Genomic DNA, 19347 nt, shown 5'->3' with positions numbered 1-19347 from the left:
ATTAAATGATAGACCAGTCTCATATGAGAGTTAACGTATTCACCTGGACCGAGGAGGTCACCATTGACACGGCACCACGGGCCGGGAAGCGCCGGCGAGGTCGCGACCCGGATGGCCGGGGCGGCCCAGGACTGGCTGTACTCCCTGGACGCGGATCAGCTCCTGGCTGCCGTCGGACCGCCACCCGGCATCGGCGGCGTCGCCGGGGCCGAACGCACCCACTGGTACTACACACCCACCGACCATGGCGGCCTTACCTTCCACCGGCAACGCCCCGCCCAGCACCGGCTGGTGATGCGGCTGCTGGCGAGCGGGCTGTCCGAAGCCGGCTACACCACCGTCGCCACCGTGCTCGGCCTGGAGAACGTGCTGGACCGCGTCGAGGGCTTCTCGGTGAACTGGAGCCGGGAACGCACCCGCGACCCCGGCCTGTACTACCTGCGCGTCTTCGGTGAGCCGGGCGGGGCGCAGCCGTGGGGATGGCGGTTCGGCGGCCATCACGTCTCGCTCAACTACCTCGTGATGGACGGTCGCGTCGTCGCCACCACGCCAAGTTTCCTCGGCGCCGATCCGGCCGCGTCACCGTTTCTCGGTGGCGCGTCGCTGAGACCACTGGGCGCCGCGGAGGACCTTGCCCGCGAGCTGGTCCGCTCCCTGCATCCCGAGCTCGCTGCTCGCGCCGTGCTACTGCCACGCGCCCCGAACGACATCGTGTCAGGCAACAGCGCCGCGATCGACGACCGGATCCTGAAGCGCCGCGAACTCTGGCGTCCCGGCCACCACATCCCCGACCGTCCCGAGGAACCGGCCACCGGGCTCGACGGAACGGACCGGCAGACCCTGTCCCTCGCCCCGCCGCCCAAGGGCGTGCCGGGCGCCGAATTCGACGCCGCGCAACGCGAACTGCTGCGCGCACTGCTCGCCACCTACCTCGACCGCGTCCCGGACGGTATCTCCCCGTCGCCCCGCTACGCCGACCCGGCCGCGCTGGACGCCGTGCATCTCGCCTGGGCCGGCTCCACCACCGCGGGCGAGCCGCACTACTACCGCCTGCACGGCCCGCGGCTGCTGGTCGAGTGGACCAACGTCCACCGCGGCGGCAACCACGCCCACGCTGTGTGGCGCGACCCCGAGACCGACTTCGGCGGCGACGTCCTGGCTGCCCACCACGCCGCCCACCACGCGCGATGAGGAAACGGACGTGACTGCCATGGCTGGGCAAGAGCCCCACACGACACGCCCCACGCTGCGGGGGTCCTTCGGCATGTGCGCATCTACCCACTGGCTGGCCTCCGCGACGGCCCAGTCCGTGCTGGAGCGCGGCGGCAACGCGTTCGATGCGGCGACGGCCGGCGCGTTCGTGCTGCATGTCGCCGAACCCCATCTCAACGGGCCGGGCGGAGATCTCGTCGCCATCCTCGCGACCGCGGCCGGAACGTCGCCGGTCGTGCTGGCGGGCCAGGGGCACGCTCCGCGCGGGGCCACGATCGAACACTTCCGGGCCGAAGGCTTGGACCACGTGCCCGGCGCGGGTGCCCTGGCCGCTGCCGTTCCCGGAGCCGTCGACTCCTGGCTCTGGCTGCTCGCCGAGTTCGGCACGTGGGAGCTGGCCGACGTGCTGGCATACGCGATCCACTACGCGGAGGAGGGTGTGCCAGTCGTACCCCAGTTGGCACGCGTCCTGGCCACGGTCGAGGACCTGTTCCGCTTGCACTGGCCGACGTCGTACGCGCTGTGGATGCCCGGAGGACGAGTCCCGCAACCACACACGACTCTGACCAACTCGGTCTACGGCTGGACGCTGCGCCGATTGAGCAGCTCCGGTGCCGGCCAGACCAGGACCGCCCGGATCACGTCCGCCCGGCGCGCCTGGCGAACCGGGTTTCGTGGCGTCCGCAGTGGCGAAGTTCGCAGCCACGCCGCATCGGCACTCCTCGGGCACCGACCACGCCGGCGTGATCACTGCCGCCGACTTCGCCGACTTCTCGCCCTCGGTCGAGCCCACCGTCACCGCAGACTTTCGGGGAACCACGGTGGCGAAGGCGGGCTTGTGGTCCCAGGGCCCCGTACTGCTTCAGGCGCTCACCATCCTCGACCACTTCGACGACCGGCAGATCGATCCGTCGACCACCCTCGGAATCCACACGATCACCGAGGCGCTGAAGCTGGCCCTGGCCGACCGGGAAGCGTTCTATGGGCATCGGGATCCGGCGGATAGGCGGACGGTGCTGCGCCGTCTGCTGTCTCCCCCGTACAGCGAGGAACGGGCCGGCCTCATCGGCCCGCTCGCCTCCACCGCGTTCCGGCCCGGTGACATCGGCGTCACACCGTACCCACCACCGCTGGTCACCAGGCAGCTCGCCGGTCAGGCCGACGGCGTGGGCGAGCCCACCGTGCAGCAGACCGGAGAGACCCGGGGCGACACCTGCCACATCGACGTCGTCGACCGCTGGGGAAACATCATCTCGGCCACACCGTCGGGCGGATGGCTCCAGTCCTCACCGGCCGTGCCGGACCTGGGTTTCGCCCTGGGCACACGGCTGCAGATGACGTGGTTGGACCCGGCCGCCCCGTCGCGCCTGGAACCGGGGCGGCGGCCCCGGACGACCTTGTCTCCGACCCTGTTGCTGCGCCACGGCAAGCCGGTGGCGGCGCTCGGCACCCCGGGAGGCGACCAACAGGACCAATGGCAACTGATCTATCTGGTACGCACGCTGGCCCTCGGATTCGATCCGCAGGAGGCGATCGACGCCCCCACGTTCCACACCACCGCGGTGCCGAGCTCCTTCTGGCCGCGGGCCTGGACGCCCGCCGGACTGGTGGTCGAGGAACGAACGGACGGGGCGATCATCGACGAGCTGCGCGAACGCGGCCACGCCGTCACCGTCTCCGGGGCATGGAGTCAGGGCCGGTTGTCAGTCGTCACCCGGAACCCGGACACCGGTGTACTCCAGGCGGCTGCGAATTCGCGCGGTGCCCAGGGTTACGCGGCGGGGCGATGAGCGGCGTCGCAGCCGGTTCCTGTACCGGCAGCCGGTTGCGGCGACGGTTCGGCACGCCGCCGGCTCTGATGCTCGCCCTCACCTTCGCGACCGGAATCGTCGATGCCGTCGGATACCTGCACCTGGACAAGGTGTTCGCCGGCAACATGACGGGCAACGTGGTCATCCTCGGCATGGCAGCCAGTGGCCGGACGGATCTGCCCGTACTCGGCCCGCTGCTGGCCTTGGCGTTCTTTCTCGTCGGCGCTGCTACTGGCGGGCGGGTCCTGCGCGCCGCCCTCCCGAACTGGAACCGCCGGTGCACGGGCCTGCTGGGCGGCGTCGGACTGGTCCTGGCCGCAACAGCTCTCGGCCTGGCTCTGATCGGGGTGGGAACTCTCGCCGCCCGCGCGGCGATGGCGTCGGCACTCGCCCTGGCGATGGGAATGCAGGCGGCGACGGCCCGCCACCTGGCCGTGAGGGATGTCTCCACCGTGGTCGTCACCTCCACGCTGACCAGCCTCGCGGCCGACTCCCGGCTGGGAGCGGCCCGCGGTCAGCCGGCGCTGCGTCGAGCCTCCGCGGTCGTGCTCATTGCCGTCGGCGCGATCACCGGTGCGGCACTGTGCCAGATGTACGAGAGCGTCGCGGTGGCGGTCGCCGCGCTCGTCGTGCTGGCAGTGACCGGCCTGGGCCACGCGGCCGCTCGCTGCGCCGGCCATGCGGCCGCAGCCACGACCGGATCGACCTCCGTCTCACCCCACGACGGCTACACGACTCCGCCCACCGACCCGACCCGACCGCCGCGGGCCTCGGCGCCCCAACCGCGTTCAGCCCTGGAAGGAAGGTAGGGACGTCCATGGCCGCACCTGCGAGTCCTGCGCTTCGCCTCGGAACACCCAGCATCGGCGCCATCAGTGTCCTGGCCGGCGCCACCGGAACCCTGGAATCGGTGGTGTCACCGACTCTCCCGCTGTTGCAGCGCGAACTTTCGCTCGATCCCGCCCAAGGCGCACTGCTGAGCATCGCGATGCTCATCACCGGCGCTCTGACCGCGCCGATCGCCGGTGTCCTCGGTGACCGCCACGGTGGCAAACGGGTTCTGATCTGGCTGATGGCCGTGGTCTCGGCCGGAGGCCTGGTGTCCGCGCTGGCGCCGAACCTGCCGGTGCTGCTGGCCGGGCAGGTGTTGGAGGGCGCCATGGTGGGCGCGATGCCGCTGTCCTTCATCCTGGTCCGCAAGCTGTGCCCGGAAGACAAGTCACCAGTGGCCATCGGCGTGATCAGCGGATTCTTCGTCGGCGGCGGGATGCTCGGGACGTTGGTCGCGGGACCCATCGCCGAAGGCCTGTCACGGCACTGGATGTTCGCGTTACCGACGTTCGCGATCATCTTGGCGTCCCTGCTGGTGTACAAGCTGGTTCCGGACGATGAGCCGAGCCGGAACGACGCCAAGATCGACTGGCCGGGCGTCGTCCTCCTGAGCGGTATCGTGCTGACGTTCATGGCGGGGCTCGCAGCGGCGCCGGACATGGGCTCACAGCCGCTCCTGCTCATCGGCATAGTGGGGTGCTTGGCCGCCTTCGTCACGGGTTGGATAGTCGTCGAGCGTCGTGCCGCCTCGCCGATGTTCGACCTGCGCATGCTGGCGAAGCCCGCGGTCTGGCGGTCCTACGCGATCACGTTCGCCGTCTGCATCGGCGCCGCGTTGTCCATCTTCCTCGTTCCGCAGCTGTTCGCGGTGTCCGGCGACGGATACGGCTTCGACGCCGGCCCCACCGACATCGGGCGGTATCTGCTGCCCGCGGCAGCGATGGCGGCGATCAGTGGGCCGCTGAGCGGTCTCGGAGTGCGTCGTTTCGGCTCGACCGCAGTGGTCGCCGCCGGCGTGGTCATCATGACGACCTCGTTGGTCGGCATGGCGTTCTTCCACACCGAGATCTGGCATCTCGTCGTCGGCAAGGCGCTGATCAGCCTGGCCAACGGAGCCTGCATCACAGCGCTGGTCATCAAGACCGCCACCGCGGTCGACCAGGGCACCACCGGCACCGCGACGAGCCTGGTGCTGGTCATCCGGGTACTCGGCTTCGCGACGGGCGCACAGCTCGGCGGCGCCGTTCTCACCGCGGGGACCCCCGACGGATCGGACATCCCGGCCGAGTCCGCCTACGTCACCGCTTTGGTCATCGCGGCGGTCGTCACGACGCTGTCCCTGCTTGCCGTCCGCAATATGAACAAAGGAGCCACAAATGAGTCGCGCTGACTCGACGCCTCGTGTCCGTGTCCCGTCCGGGCGCAGGGTTCTGATATCGGGCGCCAGTGTTGCGGGCCCCGCCCTCGCCTTCTGGCTGAACCGGTACGGATACGCGGTCACGGTGGTGGAGAAGGCGAGCACGATCCGTAGCGGCGGGTACCCCATCGACGTTCGTGGCACGGCGCTCGAGGTGGTCCAGCGGATGGGCATCCTTCCGCGTCTACGAGAGGCGCACATCGACCTGCGCCAGTTGACCTTCCTCGACGAGGACGGCAGCGAGGTCGTGTCTCTCCACCCGCATGCCGTCACCGGCGGTTTCGAGGGACAAGACCTGGAGGTACGGCGCGGGGACCTCACCGACGTGCTCTTCGCCGCGGTGCGTGACGATGTGGAGTTCCTGTTCGACGACTCCATCGACACCCTCGACCAGTCCGGCCCCGAGGTCGACGTCACGTTTCGCCGAGGCGGCCCGCGGGCGTTCGACATGGTGCTCGGCGCAGACGGCGTGCACTCGCGGACCCGGGAGCTGATTCTCGGCCCCGAACAGGGATTCCACCGCTACCTGGGTTACTGCTTCGCTGTCTTCAGCATGCGAAACACGTTCCAGCTTTCCCGAGAAACGGTCATGTGGAACAGCCCGGGCCGGGCCGCGGCGCTGTACGCCACCGGAGACGACGATGACGTGCACGCCTTCCTGAACTTCGCACAGCCGGACCTGCCGTACGACGTCTTCTCGAACCCACAGGCCCAACGCGACTTGATCGCTTCGGTCTTCGCCGGCGCGGGATGGGAGGTCCCCGGAATGCTGGCCGCCATGCGCGACGCCAACGACGTCTTCTTCGACGCGGTCAGCCAGATCCACCTGCCCCGGTGGTCCAGCGGCCGGGTCGCGCTGGTGGGCGATGCCGCGTACGCGCCGTCGTTCCTCACCGGACAGGGCACCAGCCTTGCGCTGGTCGGCGCGTACATGCTCGCCGGTTCGCTGGCCGACCGGGACCACGCCGCCGGCTTCGACGCCTACGAACGCGACACGCGTGAGTTCGTGAGCGTGAATCAAGGGCTGGCCGGAAAGGGCAGCGCCACCCTCTTCCCGACCACGGCCCTGGAATTGGAGCAGCGCAACAACCGGCTACGAAACCTCGGCTCCATACCTCGATCGGGGGGCCGACCGGCCCATTCGGCCCTCGCCCTGCCTGAATTCCGGCCCTGAGCTGCGGTGTCCGCCAACCTCAGCCGGCACCGGGCTGAGTCCCGGACCCGCCGGCTCTGCTCTCAACATGTTCTGACCTGGTGCGCACGCCTGGGGGTCGGCGGGCGCGGGAGTGCACTCACCGGCTCGCACTTAATTGTGTCGTTGCATCGATCGGGTGTGGGCTGTGCGCAAGCCTCGACGACGGCGCGGCCCAGCCCTCGGGGCGTGGTCGTGGTGTGTGGGCACCGGGCGACCAAGCGGAATGCCGAACGGGCCGGTCCGCGTCTGGCGGATGTCGCTCGCCAGCCTGGGGTCGCCATCGACACCGCGTCGGCCGTGCTGACGGGTAAGCCGGTGGTTGCGGACGTACACGAGGCCGCGGGCCGGCCGCGGTGGAGAATCTCGGCTACTTTCGCGGCTTCCACCCGGCAACGACCAAGCCGCCGGGCCCACACGGCCAACCGACGGTAGTCACCCAGTTAGTCACCCGACGCGATACCAGCTCGAAACTCCGGTTCGCACGCCGGCACCGGACCGCGCAGCGTGACCATCGCACCGTGGGGTTTCAGGGGGCTCGGCCCCCTGAGCAGACATGACGAGAGGCCGCGGTTCGCGCTTTCCGCGAACACACGGCCCCTGCATCTCGTGGGCGATACTGGGATCGAACCAGTGACCTCTTCCGTGTCAAGGAAGCGCGCTCCCGCTGCGCCAATCGCCCTCAGGACTTGCAACCTCTTGCGAGGTGGAGACGGGATTTGAACCCGTGTAGACGGCTTTGCAGGCCGTTGCCTCGCCTCTCGGCCACTCCACCGAGCCGGCCCAGCACGACTGTGAAGGCCTCTCCGAGCGGACGACGGGATTCGAACCCGCGACCCTCACCTTGGCAAGGTGATGCGCTACCAGCTGCGCTACGTCCGCATGTCGTTCGACCTGACCGGCGTTCCGGCTTGCCTGGCGACGGAAGAAACATTAGCCGGTCACCTGGCGCCTTGCCAAACCGGGGTCCCCCGGCGCGTCGCGCAGTCGGGTTCACCTGGGCGTTCCGGGTTATCCACAGGTTGGAAATCGGGCGGGCGGCCACGAGCCTCCGCGGTGTTGGATGAGTCCATGGAGTTCCGAGAGATCAGCGCGGCTGAGCGTACGGCGACGATGTTTCCCCTCCAGTCCTACGCGTTCATGCCCTCGCCCTGGCCGGCGGACGATGAGGCTGCCTACGAGCGGCGCATGGCGTACTTCCAAACTGCTATCAACCTGATCGCCGAAGAGGGTGGCGAGACGCTGGCCTGCGCGGCCTCGTTGCGGATGCGGCAGAACGTGCGTGGGCGGGTGCTCGACATGGCGGGGGTGGCGTCGGTGGCGTCGCATCCTTCCGCGCGGCGGCGTGGGCTCGTGCGGGGTGTGCTCGAGCGGCTGCTGCGCCGGGCCCGTGACGAGGGGGCCGTGGTCAGCGCGCTTTATCCGTTCCGGCCGAGCTTCTATGCCCGGTTCGGCTACGTCGGCACTCCGCGCCACCGCATTGCGACGTTTGCGCCCGACGGGCTGTCGCACCTGACGCGGGCCGAGTTGCCGGGTGAGGTCGAGCTGTTGTCCATGCGTGACGGCTTCGCTGCCTGGCAGGCTCTCCAGCAGCGTCTGCTGGGCGAGCGGCACGGGTTCGCGGTGTACGACGAGACTCGCACCGCCGGATTCCGGGAGGACAAGCGCTGGGTTGCGGTCGCCCGCTCCGGCGGCGAGGTGGTCGGCGTGGTGGACTACCGCATTGGTGCGTACGGCGGTGATCTGTACGCTTCCGACCTGCTGACCACCGGGCCGATGGGGCGGGCGCTGCTGCTCCAGTTCTTCGGGCGTCACGTCGACCAGGTGGCGCGCGTGCACGTCCGGGTCAGCAGCGACGAGGTGCCCGAGCTGTGGGGCACCGACTTCACCGTCACCACCGAGGCCAAGGTCGACCAGCCCCGGCACGGCGGCGCGATGGTGCGCGTTCTCGACATGCCGGCCCTGACCGGCACGGCCGCCGGCGACGGCGACATCACCGTCGAGATCGCTGACGACCCGCTGGTAAGCGGCCTGTGGCGGCTGACCGGGGAGGGTGGCCGGCTCACCGTGTCCAAGGGCGCGGCCGCCCCGGCGGCGACTCTCACGGTGGGCGGCTTCAGCGCTCTGCTGTACGGCGTACTCGATCCCGTCGAGGTTGTGATCCGCGGGCTGGGTCAGGTCGACGGCGCCGCGGTGACCACACTCAGCGGCATGTTCCCGCGCCAGATGCCCTACATCTGCGCCGACTTCTGAGCGTTCGGGGGGCACACGAGGTAGTGGCGGGCGGGTGATAATCACGGGATGAAGGGCTCGATCCTGTCGTACAAGTCCGAGGATTCCGTGCTGAGCATCTACTCCAAAGGATCCGTGCTGTCGATCGGGTCCGTCGGGTCGTCGCTCTCCATCGGGTCGGTCGGATCCAATCTGTCGATCCTGTCGATCGGGTCGTGGCTGTCGATCGGGTCGATCATGTCGGCCGTCTCGATCGGCTCGGTCATGGCCTGGCGGTCCCGCTGGGGAATCCTGTCGGCGCCGCCCGAAGACCTCAAGCGCGTGCAAGCCAACCTCCGGAAGCGCAAGCGCTGAGTCGTCCCGCCCTTGAAGGGCGGTCAGCGGGTGGGTAGGTCGAGGTACGAGCCGCCTCCGATGGTGATGCTCCGACCCGGGTCGTTGGAGTCGTAGTAGAGCGGGTCCACCGTGTCGACGACCAGGGTCAGCGCGTGGCCGGCGGGGACGTCGTAGGCGGCCGCCGAGAGGGCCACGTCCACGTCGCCCGCGCCGGTCCACGTGACCGGGGCGTGGGTGATCAGCCGGGCGGTGCCCAGGGTGTCCAGGTCGTAGAGGTAGGCGACCAGGGAACCCGCGGCGGGGCTTCCGGCCAGATTCAGGTGTACGCGGGGAATTCCCCGGATCTTGAGCGGTGTGCCGGGACGGGCGGCGGCCCAGACGCCGGCCCGGGTGCGGCTGACCGTGGGGAGCCAGACCGACGGGCGCTGGTTGGTGAAGGCGGCCACCCCGTTGGTCAGCAGCACCACGCCGCCGTTGGCGGTGGTGTCCAGGTCGGTGAACACGTTCTTGGTCCAGCCCGTGGTGGGCGCCCCGCCCAGCAGGCCGGTGCCGTCCAGGGTGCGGATGCGGCCGAGTCCGTAACGGGTGGTCGAGGCGCTCAGGGCCGACCAGTCGGCGTACGACTCCGTGCCGGCGTTGTCGGGGCGGATCAGCACGGGCGGGCGGGCCTCAGCGGGGCTGCCGGCCAGGTACTGGTCGAACCAGTCCCGTACGCCGGACCAGACGTCGTTCTCGAAGCCGAAGATGCCGCCCAGCTCGGCGATCGCGTGGTCGCCGGGGCGGAGCTCCAGCCGCTTGGGGCCGGTGAGCCCGCGATAGAAGTCGACCACCTGGTTGGGCGGGAAGAACGAGTCGCCCCAGGCGTTCGCGATCAGCACGGCCGGGCCGTTCGCGTTGATCTGGGGCAGGTACGTGGCGGGCGAGCGCACACGCGCCCACGCCATCACGTCGGCCACGTCGCGGTTGGCCTTGAAGTCGGCCAGCTTGCCGCTGAGTTCGGGGCCGGAGTTGCCGAGCAGGGCGGCCGCCAGTTCGAGCAGGCCGGCCGACTGGCGGTGACGGGTCCGGTCGCTGTAGAGCGAATACACCAGGTCGGTCCAGCCGCTCATCATGGCCACGACGCGGATCCGCTTGTCGAACGCCGCGCCGAGAAGGCTGAGACCGGCGCCGTACGAGATCCCGGCCGCCCCGATGCGGGCCGGATCGGCGGCCGTGCCGGCCAGCGTCCAGTCGATCACCTTGGACAGGTCTGCCATGTCCTTCGGCCCGGCCGTGTCGATCTCACCGCCGGAGGCCCACCAACCGCGCGGCGTGTACGAGACGACGACGTAGCCGCCCTCGGCCAGCTTCCGGGCCTGCGCCAGATACTCGAGGTCGTTGAGCCCCCAACTCGCCGGCAGAATGACGGCGGGATAGCGCCCGGCGGCGGCCGGAGCGATGACGTTGGCCTTGAGCACCACGCCCGCCCCAGCGATGTCCACGAATGTGAACCCGGTTGTGGCGACGGCCGCACGAGATGCTTCGGAGGCAGCCGCGAGACGAGACGTCTCGTACTGGGCGGGCCGCGATGAGAGGGATCCGGCGGCTGGGGTGGGTACGGCGCCGGAGAGGACGAGGCCGGCGGTCAGAGCGACGCTGAGCAGGATCTTGCGGCGGTGCTCCATGCGCACTCCTCGGGCAGAGCAAGGACGACGAGCCCGAGCCGGCGGACGCGGTGGCACGTCCGTGCGGTTCGGGGTCGCGTATGGGAGGGGCTGGAGCGCTCCGGTTTCGGCAGCGTAGGAGCCGGTTCCGAGAAATTGAACTTCATGACATTATCGCTACCAGCCAGTAACGTAGGTCACTTCGAGGCGTGAATACGCAGGCCACGGCATCGCGCTCAGCTACGGCCGGGCAAGGCAAGGCCGTGCGGCGGAGGGAGGCGGGCCATGCTGTACGGGGTGCAGGCGCCGCGCCGACGGGACGCGCAGCGCAACCGGGAAGCGATCGTGCTGGCCGCTTGCGACCTGATGACCAGCGGCCGCGACGCCGTGGGCATGCCGGAGATCGCCCGCAAGGCCGGAGTTGGGCAGGCCACCCTCTACCGGCACTTCCCCGACCGGTACGCCATGACCGCAGCCGTCATCGCCCACCAGGTCGAACGCCTCGAAGCTTGCGTGGCCGCCGCCGGACAGCAGCCCGCCGCCTTCCGCCCGATGCTCGACGCCGTACTGCGCGCGCAGGTGACGATGCGCCCGCTGGTGCACCTGGCCCGTCGCCTGGAACCGGCGGTGCAGGGCCGCTACCTGCGCCGGATCGTCGCCCTGCTGGCCGAGCCGTTGCGACGGGCTCAGGAGCACGGCCACGTACGCCGCGACCTGGAACCCGGCGACCTGATCCTGATCTTCACCATGGTCGAGGGTGTGCTGGAAGGAACCCTCGACGGCGAGCTCAACGCCCAGGCCGCCGCCGGCCGCACGATCGACCTCGCCTTGGACGGCGTGTTCCGCACGAGGTGAGAATCACCGGAAGGGGACCGGCCGGCGCCGTCATGAGTTCTGGTTGCTGTGCCAGGAGTGCCACAGGGCGGCGTACGGGCCTTCCGCTGCTACCAGTTCGTCGTGGGTGCCGACCTCGATGATGCGGCCGTCCTCCATGACCACCACGCGGTCGGCGTCGTGGGCTGTCTGCAGGCGGTGGGCGATGGCGATGACCGTGCGTTCGTGCAGGACCGCGGCCAGGGCGCGTTCGGCGGTGCGGGCCGCGGTGGGGTCGAGCAGGGCCGTGGCCTCGTCGAGGATGACCGTGTGGGGGTCGGCCAGCACGACCCGGGCCAGGGCCAGCTGTTGGGCCTGGGCGCCGTCGGGGGGCTGCTCGCCGAGGTCGCGGTCGAGGTCGTCGGCCCAGTCGGCGCCGACCATTTTCAGGGCGCGGCGCAGGTCGTCGTCGGGGGCGGCGATCATCAGGTTGTCGCGCAGGGACTCGCGGAAGACGTGGTGTTCCTGCGTCACCAGGACGACCTGGCGGCGCAGCACGTCCGGTGGCAGGTCGGCGACCGGCACGCCGCCCACCGTGAGCGAGCCCGAGCCGGGGCGGTCGACGCCGGCGATCAGGCGGCCCAGTGTCGACTTGCCGGCGCCGGAGAGGCCGACGATCGCCAGCCGCTCCCCCGGGCGCACGGTCAGGTTCACGTCGTGCAGCACGTCGGGGCCCTGGTCGTACGCGTACCGGACGCCGGTTATCTCGATGCGGTCGTCGGTCGGCAGGGTCGTCGCCGACGGGGGCGCGGCCGGGACCGCGGCCAGGCCCTCGATGCGGGCGAACGACGCGCTGCTGCTCTGCAACGACTCGATCCAGATCAGGATCATGTCGAGCGGGCCGACCAGCTGCCGCAGGTAGAGCACCGCGGCGCTCACCGTGCCCAGGGTGACGCGGCCCTCGAAGAACAGCCAGCCGCCGAGCAACAGCACCAGCACGCTCGGCACCGCGTACGAGATCTCGACCGACGGGAAGAAGACGCTGCGCAGTCGCAAGGTGCCCAGGCGGGTACGCCGGGTCTCGGCGATCACCTCGCGGCCGACCTCGAGGCGGCGGCCGGACAGGTCGAAGGCCTCGATCGTGCGGGCGCCCGCGGTGGTCGCGGCCAGTTCGTCGGCGAGCCGGGAGTTGGCCTCGCCCTCGGTCAGGTAGGCCGAGCGGGCCCGGCGCAGGTACCACCGCGTCGAGAACCAGATGCCGGACAGGCCGAGCACACCGACGATGCCGAGCAGCGGGTCGAGCACCAGCACGGCGATGATGATGAAGACGATCTGGACGACGCCGATGAAGATGTTGGGCAGGATGTCGCGCAGCGTGTTGGCCACCGCGTCGACGTCGGTGGTGCCGCGGGCGGCCAGGTCGCCGGCCGGCACCCGTTCGATCACCGCCGCGGGCAGGGCGAGCGCGCGGCGCAGGAAGTTCTCGCGGATGCGGGCGGCGGTGCGCTCGCCGAAGCGGTAGGCGATCGACAGCGACTGCCGGGACAGCAGCGTCTGCACGACCGCGCAGGCCAGCACGCCGGCCGCCAGCTTGTCGACCGCCTCGGCCCCGCCGCCGGTGGCGACCTCGTCGATGATCCGGCCGAGCAGCCACGGCCCGCCCAGGGCGGCCAGCGCGGCCAGGCCGTTGAGCGTCATCATCACGGCGACCGAGCGGCGGTCGGCCTTGACCAGGCGCAGCGCGGCCCGGCCGACTTGGCGCTGGTCGGCGACGGGGAGATTCACGCGCCCTCCTCGGAGTCGAAGGCGCGAGTCACCAGGTCGCGGTAGCCCGGCGTGGCGGCCAGCAGCGAGCGGTGGGTGCCGGACGCGGCGACCCGGCCGTCGACCAGATAGTGCACCACGTCGGCCCGGTCGAGCAGCACCGGCGACGTAGTGGCGACCACCGTGCCGCGGCCGCGGCGGGTCTCGCTGAGCCGCTCGGCGATGGCCGCCTCGGTGTGGGCGTCGACGGCCGAGGTGGGCTCGGCCGCCAGCAGCAGTTCGGGGTCGGCGTGCACGGCCCGGGCCAGCCGCACCCGCTGGCGCTGGCCGCCCGAGATGTTGCGGCCGGACCACTCGATCGGACGGTCGAGTCCGGAGGCGACGTCGTGGGCGACGGCGGCCGTGATCGCGGCACGGACGCGGTCGTCGTCGGGGTCGTCGCGGCCGGCGATCACGTCGCGCAGGTCGCCCGCGAACAGGGCCGCGTCGGGCTCGGCGACCAGGATGCGGGCGCGGACCTCGGACTGGGCGATGCCGGCGAGCGGGCGGCCGCCCCAGGTGGCGTCGGTCGGCCCGTACGCGCCGAGCCGGTCGATCACCGCGGCGGCGTCGGACGGGCGGGCCCCGGCCAGCGCGGTCAGCCGCCCGGGCTCGACGGTGACCCCGGACGCCGGGTCGTGCAGCGGGGCCGGGCCGTCGGGAGCGGGCGCGCCGGACGGGTCGTCGGCGGGCAGCCGCAGGAAATCGACCACGCGCCGGGCCGAGACCAGGCCCCGGGTGACGTCGAACGAGCAGAAGATCAGCACGTTGACCGGGATGACCAGCATGGCCGTGTAGCCGTAGACCGCCACCAGCTCGCCCACCGTGAGCTCGCCGGACGCGGCCAGCCGGGCGGCCAGCCAGACGACCACGGCCAGGAACACGACCGGCAGCCCGTCACCGAGGGCGCCGATCCAGCTGAACGGCCCGCCGACCTGGTAGCCCTGGTCGCGCAGCCGCGCGGACTCCCGGTCGTACCGCTCGAGGTGGGTCTGCTTGCCGCCCAGTCCGTTGAGGATGCGCAGGCCGCCGAGCACGTCGACGAGGCGGGTGTTGAGTTCGCCCTGCTGCTCGCGGTAGCCCAGGCCGGCCCGCTGGCCGCGCTGCAGCAGCGGTCCGACGAAAAGCGCGAGCACGGGCACACCGACCAGCACGACGACAGCGAGCATGTAGGACGTGCGGAAGAGCACCACGGCCACCACGGAGATCGCCAGGGCCGAGGCGACGCCGACGCCGCCGACGTTCATGGCCCGGCCGATCGTCCACACGTCGGAGATGCCGATGGTCACGACCTCGCCCGCGGTGATGCGGCGCGGCAGCGCCGATCCGAGCCGGGTCGCATGACCCATCACCAGTTCGGCCGTCTGCAGGGCGGCCGCCATGCGCATCTTGGTCATGCTGCGGTGCCGCATGATGCCGAGACCCGCGCTGGCCGCGCCGACGACCAGCACGGCCGCGGCCCAGCCGATCAGCGCGCCCGGCTCACGCGCCGCGAGGCCGTGGTCGATGGCCCGGGAAAGCAACCAGGGCGCGGACGCCAGGCTGAGAAACCACAGCGACCCGAACATCGCGCCGAGAGCCACCCGGCCCTTGTTGCTGACACCCAACCACCAGAGAAATCTTGCCGGTCCCCGTATGTCCACGCCGTCATGCTGCCTCAAGACGGTCGATGAACGCCGCCCAGTTTCACCCGGTTGTGGATAACAGCACGTCCATCCCGAGGGACGCGCGGGACAGCCGTCAGACAGCGGCCGGCAGGTTGGCCGAGCTGAACGCCCGGCCGTCGTCGGTCACCACGGCCGAGTCGTAACCGTCGGCCGCCCGCTTCGCGAGCCAGGCGATGCCGGACTCCCCCATCGCCAGCGCCGCCGTGGCGTAGGCATCGGCGACCGACAGATCCGGCCCCACCACCGTCACCGACCGCAGCCCCTGCGCCGGGCGGCCCGTACGCGGGTTGAAGATGTGATCGCCGCGCTCGTACGTCCCCGAGGTCGCCACCGCCCCGTCGTGCAGCGCGAGCACCCAACTGACCTTGTCGGCCTCCCACGGATGCCGGATGCCGACCCGCCAGGGCCCGCCGTCGGGGTGGTTGCCGCGCATGCGGATGTCGCCGCCGGCGTTGATGTAGTGGTCGTGCGACCCGGCGGCCAGCAGCCGGGCCGCGGCCACCTCGACCGACCAGCCCTTCACGTAGCCCGACGGGTCGAGCGGCCCCGATGCGTACGCGTCGAAGTAACCGTCCGTATCGCGCCAGAGATCAGCACACGCGTCCAGGACGTGCCGCAGATCGGCCGAGGCGTCCTCCAGCCGCAGTTCGCCGCGGCCGAACCGGGACACCTCGCTATCCGCCTTGTACGTGCTGAACCGGGCATCCACTTCGTGCAACCAGTCGCACACGCTCGTGATGAGCCCGCGCAGCTCAAAATCGGGCCGGTCCTCGCCCAACTCGATGCTGACCGTCGTACCCATCACATGCTCGACATGGCGCACAGAGCGTGACCCTACGCCTTTGCCGCGTCCAGCGCCGCCTGGAGTGACTTGACGTAGGACTCGCTGGTGTAGGTGGCGCCCGAGACGGCCGAGACGTCCGCATTCTGCGCCTGCAGCGTGGACTCCTTGAGCGCGGCGATGGCGGGCGGGTTGATCGTGGCGCTGTCGTTCGCGGTCGGGAAGGTCGCGGCCGCGTCGGTGATCTCGCCGCCCTCGACCTTGATGGTGACCTGGATCTTCCCGTACGGGTTGGCCGCCGCGTCGCCCTTGAAGACGCCGTCCTTGAGGCCGCTCTTGGGCTTGGCGGCCTCCTTCTGCTTCGCCGGCGCCTTCTCCTTGGAGCCGGAGGCGGCCGGCTTCTTGGATGACGGCTTGGGCGCCGGCGTGCCTTCGGCCAGGTTGCCGACCGGCGCGGCCACGACGGGGGCCTCGGGCGGCGTCACGCTCAGTCGCACCCCGATGATCAGGGCGGCGCCGGTGAGGGTGCCTACGGCGGCTGCGGTACTGCGTCGCATCGGGAGACTCCTAATCAGAACTCGAACGGGTCGAGGTGCAGCTGGCTGTCCGGGACATCGAGGTCACGCAGCGTGCCGACAGCGGCCTCCACCAGCCCGGGCGGGCCGCACAGGTAGACGTCGCGCCGGCTCACGTCCGGCACCAGGCCGAGCAGGCCGTCCGGGGTGAACAGCCGGCGCGGACCGGGGTCGTTGCGCCCGCCGACGATGTAGCGGACCCAGGCGTCGCGCTGCTCGGCGAGCTCCTCGAGCTCACCGCGGAAGACCAGCTCGTCGGGGCGGCTGGCCCGGTAGATCACGATCGTGTCCGGCGGCATGTCCTCGAGCAGGGCGCGGATCGGCGCGATGCCGCTGCCGCCGGCGATCAGGAGCGCACGACGGCGCGTACGCCGCTGGGCCGTGAACACCCCGAACGGGCCCTCGGCCCAGACCGGCGTGCCCGGCTTCATGGCGCCCAGGCGCGAGGTGTGGCCGCCGACCGCGGTCACGGTGAGCCGCAGCCACTGCGAGTTGGGCGCGGCCGACAGCGAGAACGGGTGCGACTGCCACCAGCCGTTGCGGGTCAGGAACCGCCAGCGCATGAACTGACCGGCCTGGGCGGGCAGCTTCTCGAGCTTCTTGCCGTCGATGTAGATCGAGAACGTGTTGCCGCCCTCGGAGACGACCTCGGCCACCTCGAACTTGTGCCGCAGGTTGAGCCAGAGCGGCTCGACCAGGCGGCCCCAGACCAGGGCCGAGATCACCAGGGCGGTCAGGGCGGGCCAGAAGATCGACGCGAACGGGCCGCTGAGGTTGGCCCCGGTGGCGACCTGGTGGCCGTAGCCGAGCAGCAGGACCAGGTAGCCCGTGAGGTGGATCAGGTGCCACAGCTCGTACGGAAGCTTGGCCCGGGCCCCGCGGATCGAGATCAGGCTGATGACCACCAGGATGATGGTGGCGGCCGTGGCGCTCAGCATCTCGGGCAGCGTCGTGATGATCGTCCAGCCCTGCTCGACGACGCCGGTCTCGGCCGTGAGCGCGTAGCCGTACACGATGAAGACGACGTGGGCGAGCACGAAGACGGTCAGTGAGGTGCCGAGCCAGCGGTGCCAGCGCAGCAGGTCCCGCGCGCCCACCCACTCCTCGAGCCAGCTGACGCGGCTCATCATCAGCAACTGGACGAAGAGCAGGTAGCCGCCGATCAGGCCGGTGATGCGGCCGGCCGCGAGCATCAGGCTGGCGGTGTCGCTGATCTCGCCGGACTGCGTCTCGAACAGCCACAGGGCGACGCTGGTGGCCAGGCCCGCGAAGAACAGCAGGACGGTCAGCAGGCGGTTGCCCGAGATGGCCTCGGCCGGCGGGCGGTCGTCCGGAATGGGGGGTTGCGCCGGGCCGGACGCCTTCCAGCCGGTCGGGTCGGTCTGCGACTCGATCAGGATGTCACTGCGACGGTACGGGTCGTCCCGGTTCGGGTCCTCGGGCCAGGGCTCCTGAGCCGCCCAGCGGTCGTCCTCGTCGGGCATGGCCCGCAGGTCGGCGAAGAACTGCGAATCGTCGTCCGGTTCGTAGCGCTGATCCTGGAACGTCTGGAACGTCGGCGGTCCCTGCGCCATGTTCGTCACCCGTTCAGCGGTCGGTCTGGGCGTCTGCCACCCCCTGCGGCCGACGTGACGACCCGGTCTCGGGGAGCCGTCTGGCTGTTGTACGCACCCGGCGCGGCCTTCGCTCAAACGGATGCGGAAATTCTCGGCCCCGCGCGGTTCGATAGGTTCGGCGCATGAGCGCCGACCACCCCCACCTGGTCACGGTGGTCGGCATCGGCGCCGGCGGCTGGTCAGAGCTTTCTCGTACGGGCCATGACACCCTCCGGTCGACCGGTGTGATCATGGGTAGCAGCAGGCAGCTCGCGTTGCTACCGCCCTCGGTCCCGGCGCAGCGGGTGCTGCTGCCATCGCCGCTGCTCCCCACTCTGGGCGAGCTGGTCGAGGAGCACGCCGCCGCGGGCCTGGCCGTGCTGGCCAGCGGCGACCCGATGTTCCACGGCATCGGGGTCACGCTGGTGCGACTGCTCGGGCCCGATCGCGTACGGGTGATCGCGCACCCGTCCTCGGCCGCGCTCGCGGCCGCCCGGATGGGCTGGCCGCTCGCCACGACCGAGGTGCTGAGCCTGGTGACCGCCGACCCGGCCACCGTGCGGCGGGCGCTCAACCCGGGCCGGCGGCTGCTCGTGCTGTCACGCGACGCCTCGACGCCCGCGACAGTGGCCGGCCTGGTCGCAGCGGCCGGCTTCGGATCGGCCACGATCACCGTGCTGTCGCAGCTGGGCGGCCCTTCGGAGCAGGTAGTCACGGGCACGGCCGGTTCCTGGGAGCACGCCCCCGGCGATCCGCTCAACGTGATCGCGATCGACTGCGGCCCCGACGGCCCGGCGACCTCGGTGGTGCCCGGCCTCGCTGACTCGGCCTACGAGACGGACGGGCAGCTCACGAAGCGCGAGGTCCGCGCGGTGACGCTGTCGGTGCTGGCCCCGGTGCCCGGTGCGTTGCTGTGGGACGTCGGCGCCGGCTCCGGCAGCATCGGCATCGAGTGGATGCGCACCCACCCGTCGTGCCGCGCCATCGCCATCGAGTCGTCCGCGCCCCGGGCCGCAACAATCGCGACGAACGCCGCAATGCTGGGCGTACCCGCCCTCCAACTCATCACCGGCCGAGCCCCCGAAGCCCTCGACGGCCTCCCCACCCCCGACGCCATCTTCATCGGCGGCGGCCTGACCCGCGACGGCGTGCTCGACGCCTGCCTGACCGCCCTGCGCCCCGGCGGCCGCCTGGTCGCCAACGCGGTGACTGTCGAATCCGAGGCCGCCCTGGCCGCGGCCCACGCCGAACTGGGCGGCGAGCTGATCAGACTCTCGGTGAGCCGAGGCTCCCCGGTAGGCAACTTCACGGGTTGGAGAACGATGATGCCCGTAACAATCTGGTCGGTGACCAGGTGAAAGCCGCCAAGACACAGACAGAACCGGTCACGGCCGCACCGCCTGGATCGCAGCCGGCATGCAGCTCCCAGCGCAGCCGGG

Annotated in this window: 14 protein-coding genes, 3 tRNA genes and 2 pseudogenes; 10 read left to right on the top strand and 9 right to left on the bottom strand. The window is 70.8% G+C overall.

Features of this window, described 5'->3' with window-relative positions:
* Positions 1-63 precede the first annotated feature (63 nt).
* The 6 genes and pseudogenes from KXC43_RS26805 to KXC43_RS26785 all read left to right on the top strand — a co-directional run bounded on the left by KXC43_RS26805 (position 64) and on the right by KXC43_RS26785 (position 6445).
* Entirely contained in the window at positions 64-1191 is a 1128-nt protein-coding gene (locus tag KXC43_RS26805; protein WP_255644856.1) for a DUF3500 domain-containing protein, read from the top strand.
* 19 nt (positions 1192-1210) lie between these two features.
* Positions 1211-1771 (top strand): annotated as a pseudogene (locus KXC43_RS51275) (gamma-glutamyltransferase); the annotation flags it as partial.
* 127 nt (positions 1772-1898) lie between these two features.
* Positions 1899-3002 (top strand): gamma-glutamyltransferase, encoded by a 1104-nt coding sequence (locus KXC43_RS51270; protein ID WP_308129264.1) that lies wholly within the window; start codon positions 1899-1901, stop codon positions 3000-3002.
* Entirely contained in the window at positions 2999-3832 is an 834-nt protein-coding gene (locus tag KXC43_RS26795) for a YoaK family protein (RefSeq protein WP_221378910.1), read from the top strand. Before KXC43_RS51270 ends, KXC43_RS26795 begins: the two co-directional genes overlap by 4 nt.
* An 8-nt stretch (positions 3833-3840) precedes the next feature.
* Positions 3841-5244 carry an MFS transporter gene (locus KXC43_RS26790; RefSeq protein ID WP_221378909.1) on the top strand — a complete coding sequence of 468 codons (1404 nt, stop codon included), beginning with the start codon at positions 3841-3843 and terminating at the stop codon, positions 5242-5244.
* Entirely contained in the window at positions 5231-6445 is a 1215-nt protein-coding gene (locus tag KXC43_RS26785) for an FAD-dependent monooxygenase (protein WP_221378908.1), read from the top strand. The genes KXC43_RS26790 and KXC43_RS26785 overlap by 14 nt, the downstream gene beginning before the upstream one ends.
* A 628-nt stretch (positions 6446-7073) precedes the next feature.
* Here the strand turns inward: KXC43_RS26785 and KXC43_RS26780 are convergent.
* From KXC43_RS26780 to KXC43_RS26770, 3 genes are all read right to left on the bottom strand, one after another.
* Positions 7074-7145: transfer RNA gene (locus KXC43_RS26780), tRNA-Val, on the bottom strand.
* A 22-nt stretch (positions 7146-7167) separates the two neighbouring features.
* Positions 7168-7238 (bottom strand) — tRNA-Cys (locus KXC43_RS26775).
* Between the two features lie 34 nt (positions 7239-7272).
* A tRNA-Gly gene (locus tag KXC43_RS26770) sits at positions 7273-7345 on the bottom strand.
* Positions 7346-7534: 189 nt separating this feature from the next.
* Here KXC43_RS26770 and KXC43_RS26765 point away from each other — a divergent pair.
* Together KXC43_RS26765 and KXC43_RS26760 are read left to right on the top strand one after the other, a co-directional pair.
* Entirely contained in the window at positions 7535-8716 is a 1182-nt protein-coding gene (locus KXC43_RS26765) for a GNAT family N-acetyltransferase (RefSeq protein WP_221378907.1), read from the top strand.
* A gap of 48 nt (positions 8717-8764) precedes the next feature.
* A pseudogene (locus KXC43_RS26760) lies at positions 8765-8992 on the top strand (hypothetical protein); the annotation flags it as partial.
* 80 nt (positions 8993-9072) lie between these two features.
* Here KXC43_RS26760 and KXC43_RS26755 read toward each other — a convergent pair.
* Positions 9073-10695, bottom strand: a complete 1623-nt coding sequence (locus tag KXC43_RS26755; RefSeq protein ID WP_221378905.1) for a CocE/NonD family hydrolase — start codon at positions 10693-10695, stop codon at positions 9073-9075.
* A gap of 264 nt (positions 10696-10959) precedes the next feature.
* Here KXC43_RS26755 and KXC43_RS26750 point away from each other — a divergent pair, with 264 nt between their 5' ends.
* Positions 10960-11529 (top strand): TetR/AcrR family transcriptional regulator, encoded by a 570-nt coding sequence (locus KXC43_RS26750; RefSeq protein WP_221378904.1) that lies wholly within the window; start codon positions 10960-10962, stop codon positions 11527-11529.
* A gap of 30 nt (positions 11530-11559) precedes the next feature.
* Here KXC43_RS26750 and KXC43_RS26745 read toward each other — a convergent pair whose 3' ends face one another.
* The 5 genes from KXC43_RS26745 to KXC43_RS26725 all read right to left on the bottom strand — a co-directional run bounded on the left by KXC43_RS26745 (position 11560) and on the right by KXC43_RS26725 (position 17887).
* Positions 11560-13272: an ABC transporter ATP-binding protein gene (locus KXC43_RS26745; RefSeq protein WP_221378903.1), complete on the bottom strand. Its 1713-nt coding sequence runs from the start codon at positions 13270-13272 to the stop codon at positions 11560-11562.
* The gene (locus KXC43_RS26740) at positions 13269-14858 is read right to left on the bottom strand and encodes an ABC transporter transmembrane domain-containing protein (protein WP_221378960.1); all 1590 of its coding nucleotides are present in this window, start codon (positions 14856-14858) and stop codon (positions 13269-13271) included. The genes KXC43_RS26745 and KXC43_RS26740 overlap by 4 nt, the downstream gene beginning before the upstream one ends.
* 172 nt (positions 14859-15030) lie before the next feature.
* Positions 15031-15759, bottom strand: coding sequence for an FAD:protein FMN transferase (locus tag KXC43_RS26735; RefSeq protein ID WP_221378959.1), 729 nt, complete (start codon positions 15757-15759; stop codon positions 15031-15033).
* Between the two features lie 32 nt (positions 15760-15791).
* Positions 15792-16295 carry an FMN-binding protein gene (locus KXC43_RS26730; protein ID WP_221378902.1) on the bottom strand — a complete coding sequence of 168 codons (504 nt, stop codon included), beginning with the start codon at positions 16293-16295 and terminating at the stop codon, positions 15792-15794.
* A gap of 14 nt (positions 16296-16309) precedes the next feature.
* Positions 16310-17887 carry a ferredoxin reductase family protein gene (locus tag KXC43_RS26725; RefSeq protein ID WP_221378901.1) on the bottom strand — a complete coding sequence of 526 codons (1578 nt, stop codon included), beginning with the start codon at positions 17885-17887 and terminating at the stop codon, positions 16310-16312.
* A 164-nt stretch (positions 17888-18051) separates the two neighbouring features.
* Between KXC43_RS26725 and cbiE the strand changes: the two genes are divergently transcribed.
* The gene (gene cbiE, locus KXC43_RS26720; protein ID WP_221378900.1) at positions 18052-19266 is read left to right on the top strand and encodes a precorrin-6y C5,15-methyltransferase (decarboxylating) subunit CbiE; all 1215 of its coding nucleotides are present in this window, start codon (positions 18052-18054) and stop codon (positions 19264-19266) included.
* Positions 19267-19347 lie beyond the last annotated feature (81 nt).

This window comes from Paractinoplanes polyasparticus, from assembly GCF_019710575.1.
Taxonomy (GTDB): Bacteria; Actinomycetota; Actinomycetes; order Mycobacteriales; family Micromonosporaceae; genus Actinoplanes; species Actinoplanes polyasparticus.
The sequence above is the reverse complement of the archived record's forward strand: the minus strand, read 5'-3'. Positions and strand labels throughout refer to the sequence as shown.

Excerpts from the sequence above, each read along its gene's own strand:
- KXC43_RS26735 (WP_221378959.1), bottom strand. The coding sequence starts at position 15,759 with ATGGGTACGACGGTCAGCATCGAGTTGGGCGAGGACCGGCCCGATTTT.
- KXC43_RS26790 (WP_221378909.1), top strand. The coding sequence starts at position 3,841 with ATGGCCGCACCTGCGAGTCCTGCGCTTCGCCTCGGAACACCCAGCATC.
- KXC43_RS26730 (WP_221378902.1), bottom strand. The coding sequence starts at position 16,295 with ATGCGACGCAGTACCGCAGCCGCCGTAGGCACCCTCACCGGCGCCGCC.
- KXC43_RS26795 (WP_221378910.1), top strand. The coding sequence starts at position 2,999 with ATGAGCGGCGTCGCAGCCGGTTCCTGTACCGGCAGCCGGTTGCGGCGA.
- KXC43_RS26785 (WP_221378908.1), top strand. The coding sequence starts at position 5,231 with ATGAGTCGCGCTGACTCGACGCCTCGTGTCCGTGTCCCGTCCGGGCGC.
- cbiE (WP_221378900.1), top strand. The coding sequence starts at position 18,052 with ATGAGCGCCGACCACCCCCACCTGGTCACGGTGGTCGGCATCGGCGCC.
- KXC43_RS26755 (WP_221378905.1), bottom strand. The coding sequence starts at position 10,695 with ATGGAGCACCGCCGCAAGATCCTGCTCAGCGTCGCTCTGACCGCCGGC.
- KXC43_RS26740 (WP_221378960.1), bottom strand. The coding sequence starts at position 14,858 with ATGTTCGGGTCGCTGTGGTTTCTCAGCCTGGCGTCCGCGCCCTGGTTG.
- KXC43_RS26725 (WP_221378901.1), bottom strand. The coding sequence starts at position 17,887 with ATGGCGCAGGGACCGCCGACGTTCCAGACGTTCCAGGATCAGCGCTAC.
- KXC43_RS26765 (WP_221378907.1), top strand. The coding sequence starts at position 7,535 with ATGGAGTTCCGAGAGATCAGCGCGGCTGAGCGTACGGCGACGATGTTT.
- KXC43_RS26750 (WP_221378904.1), top strand. The coding sequence starts at position 10,960 with ATGCTGTACGGGGTGCAGGCGCCGCGCCGACGGGACGCGCAGCGCAAC.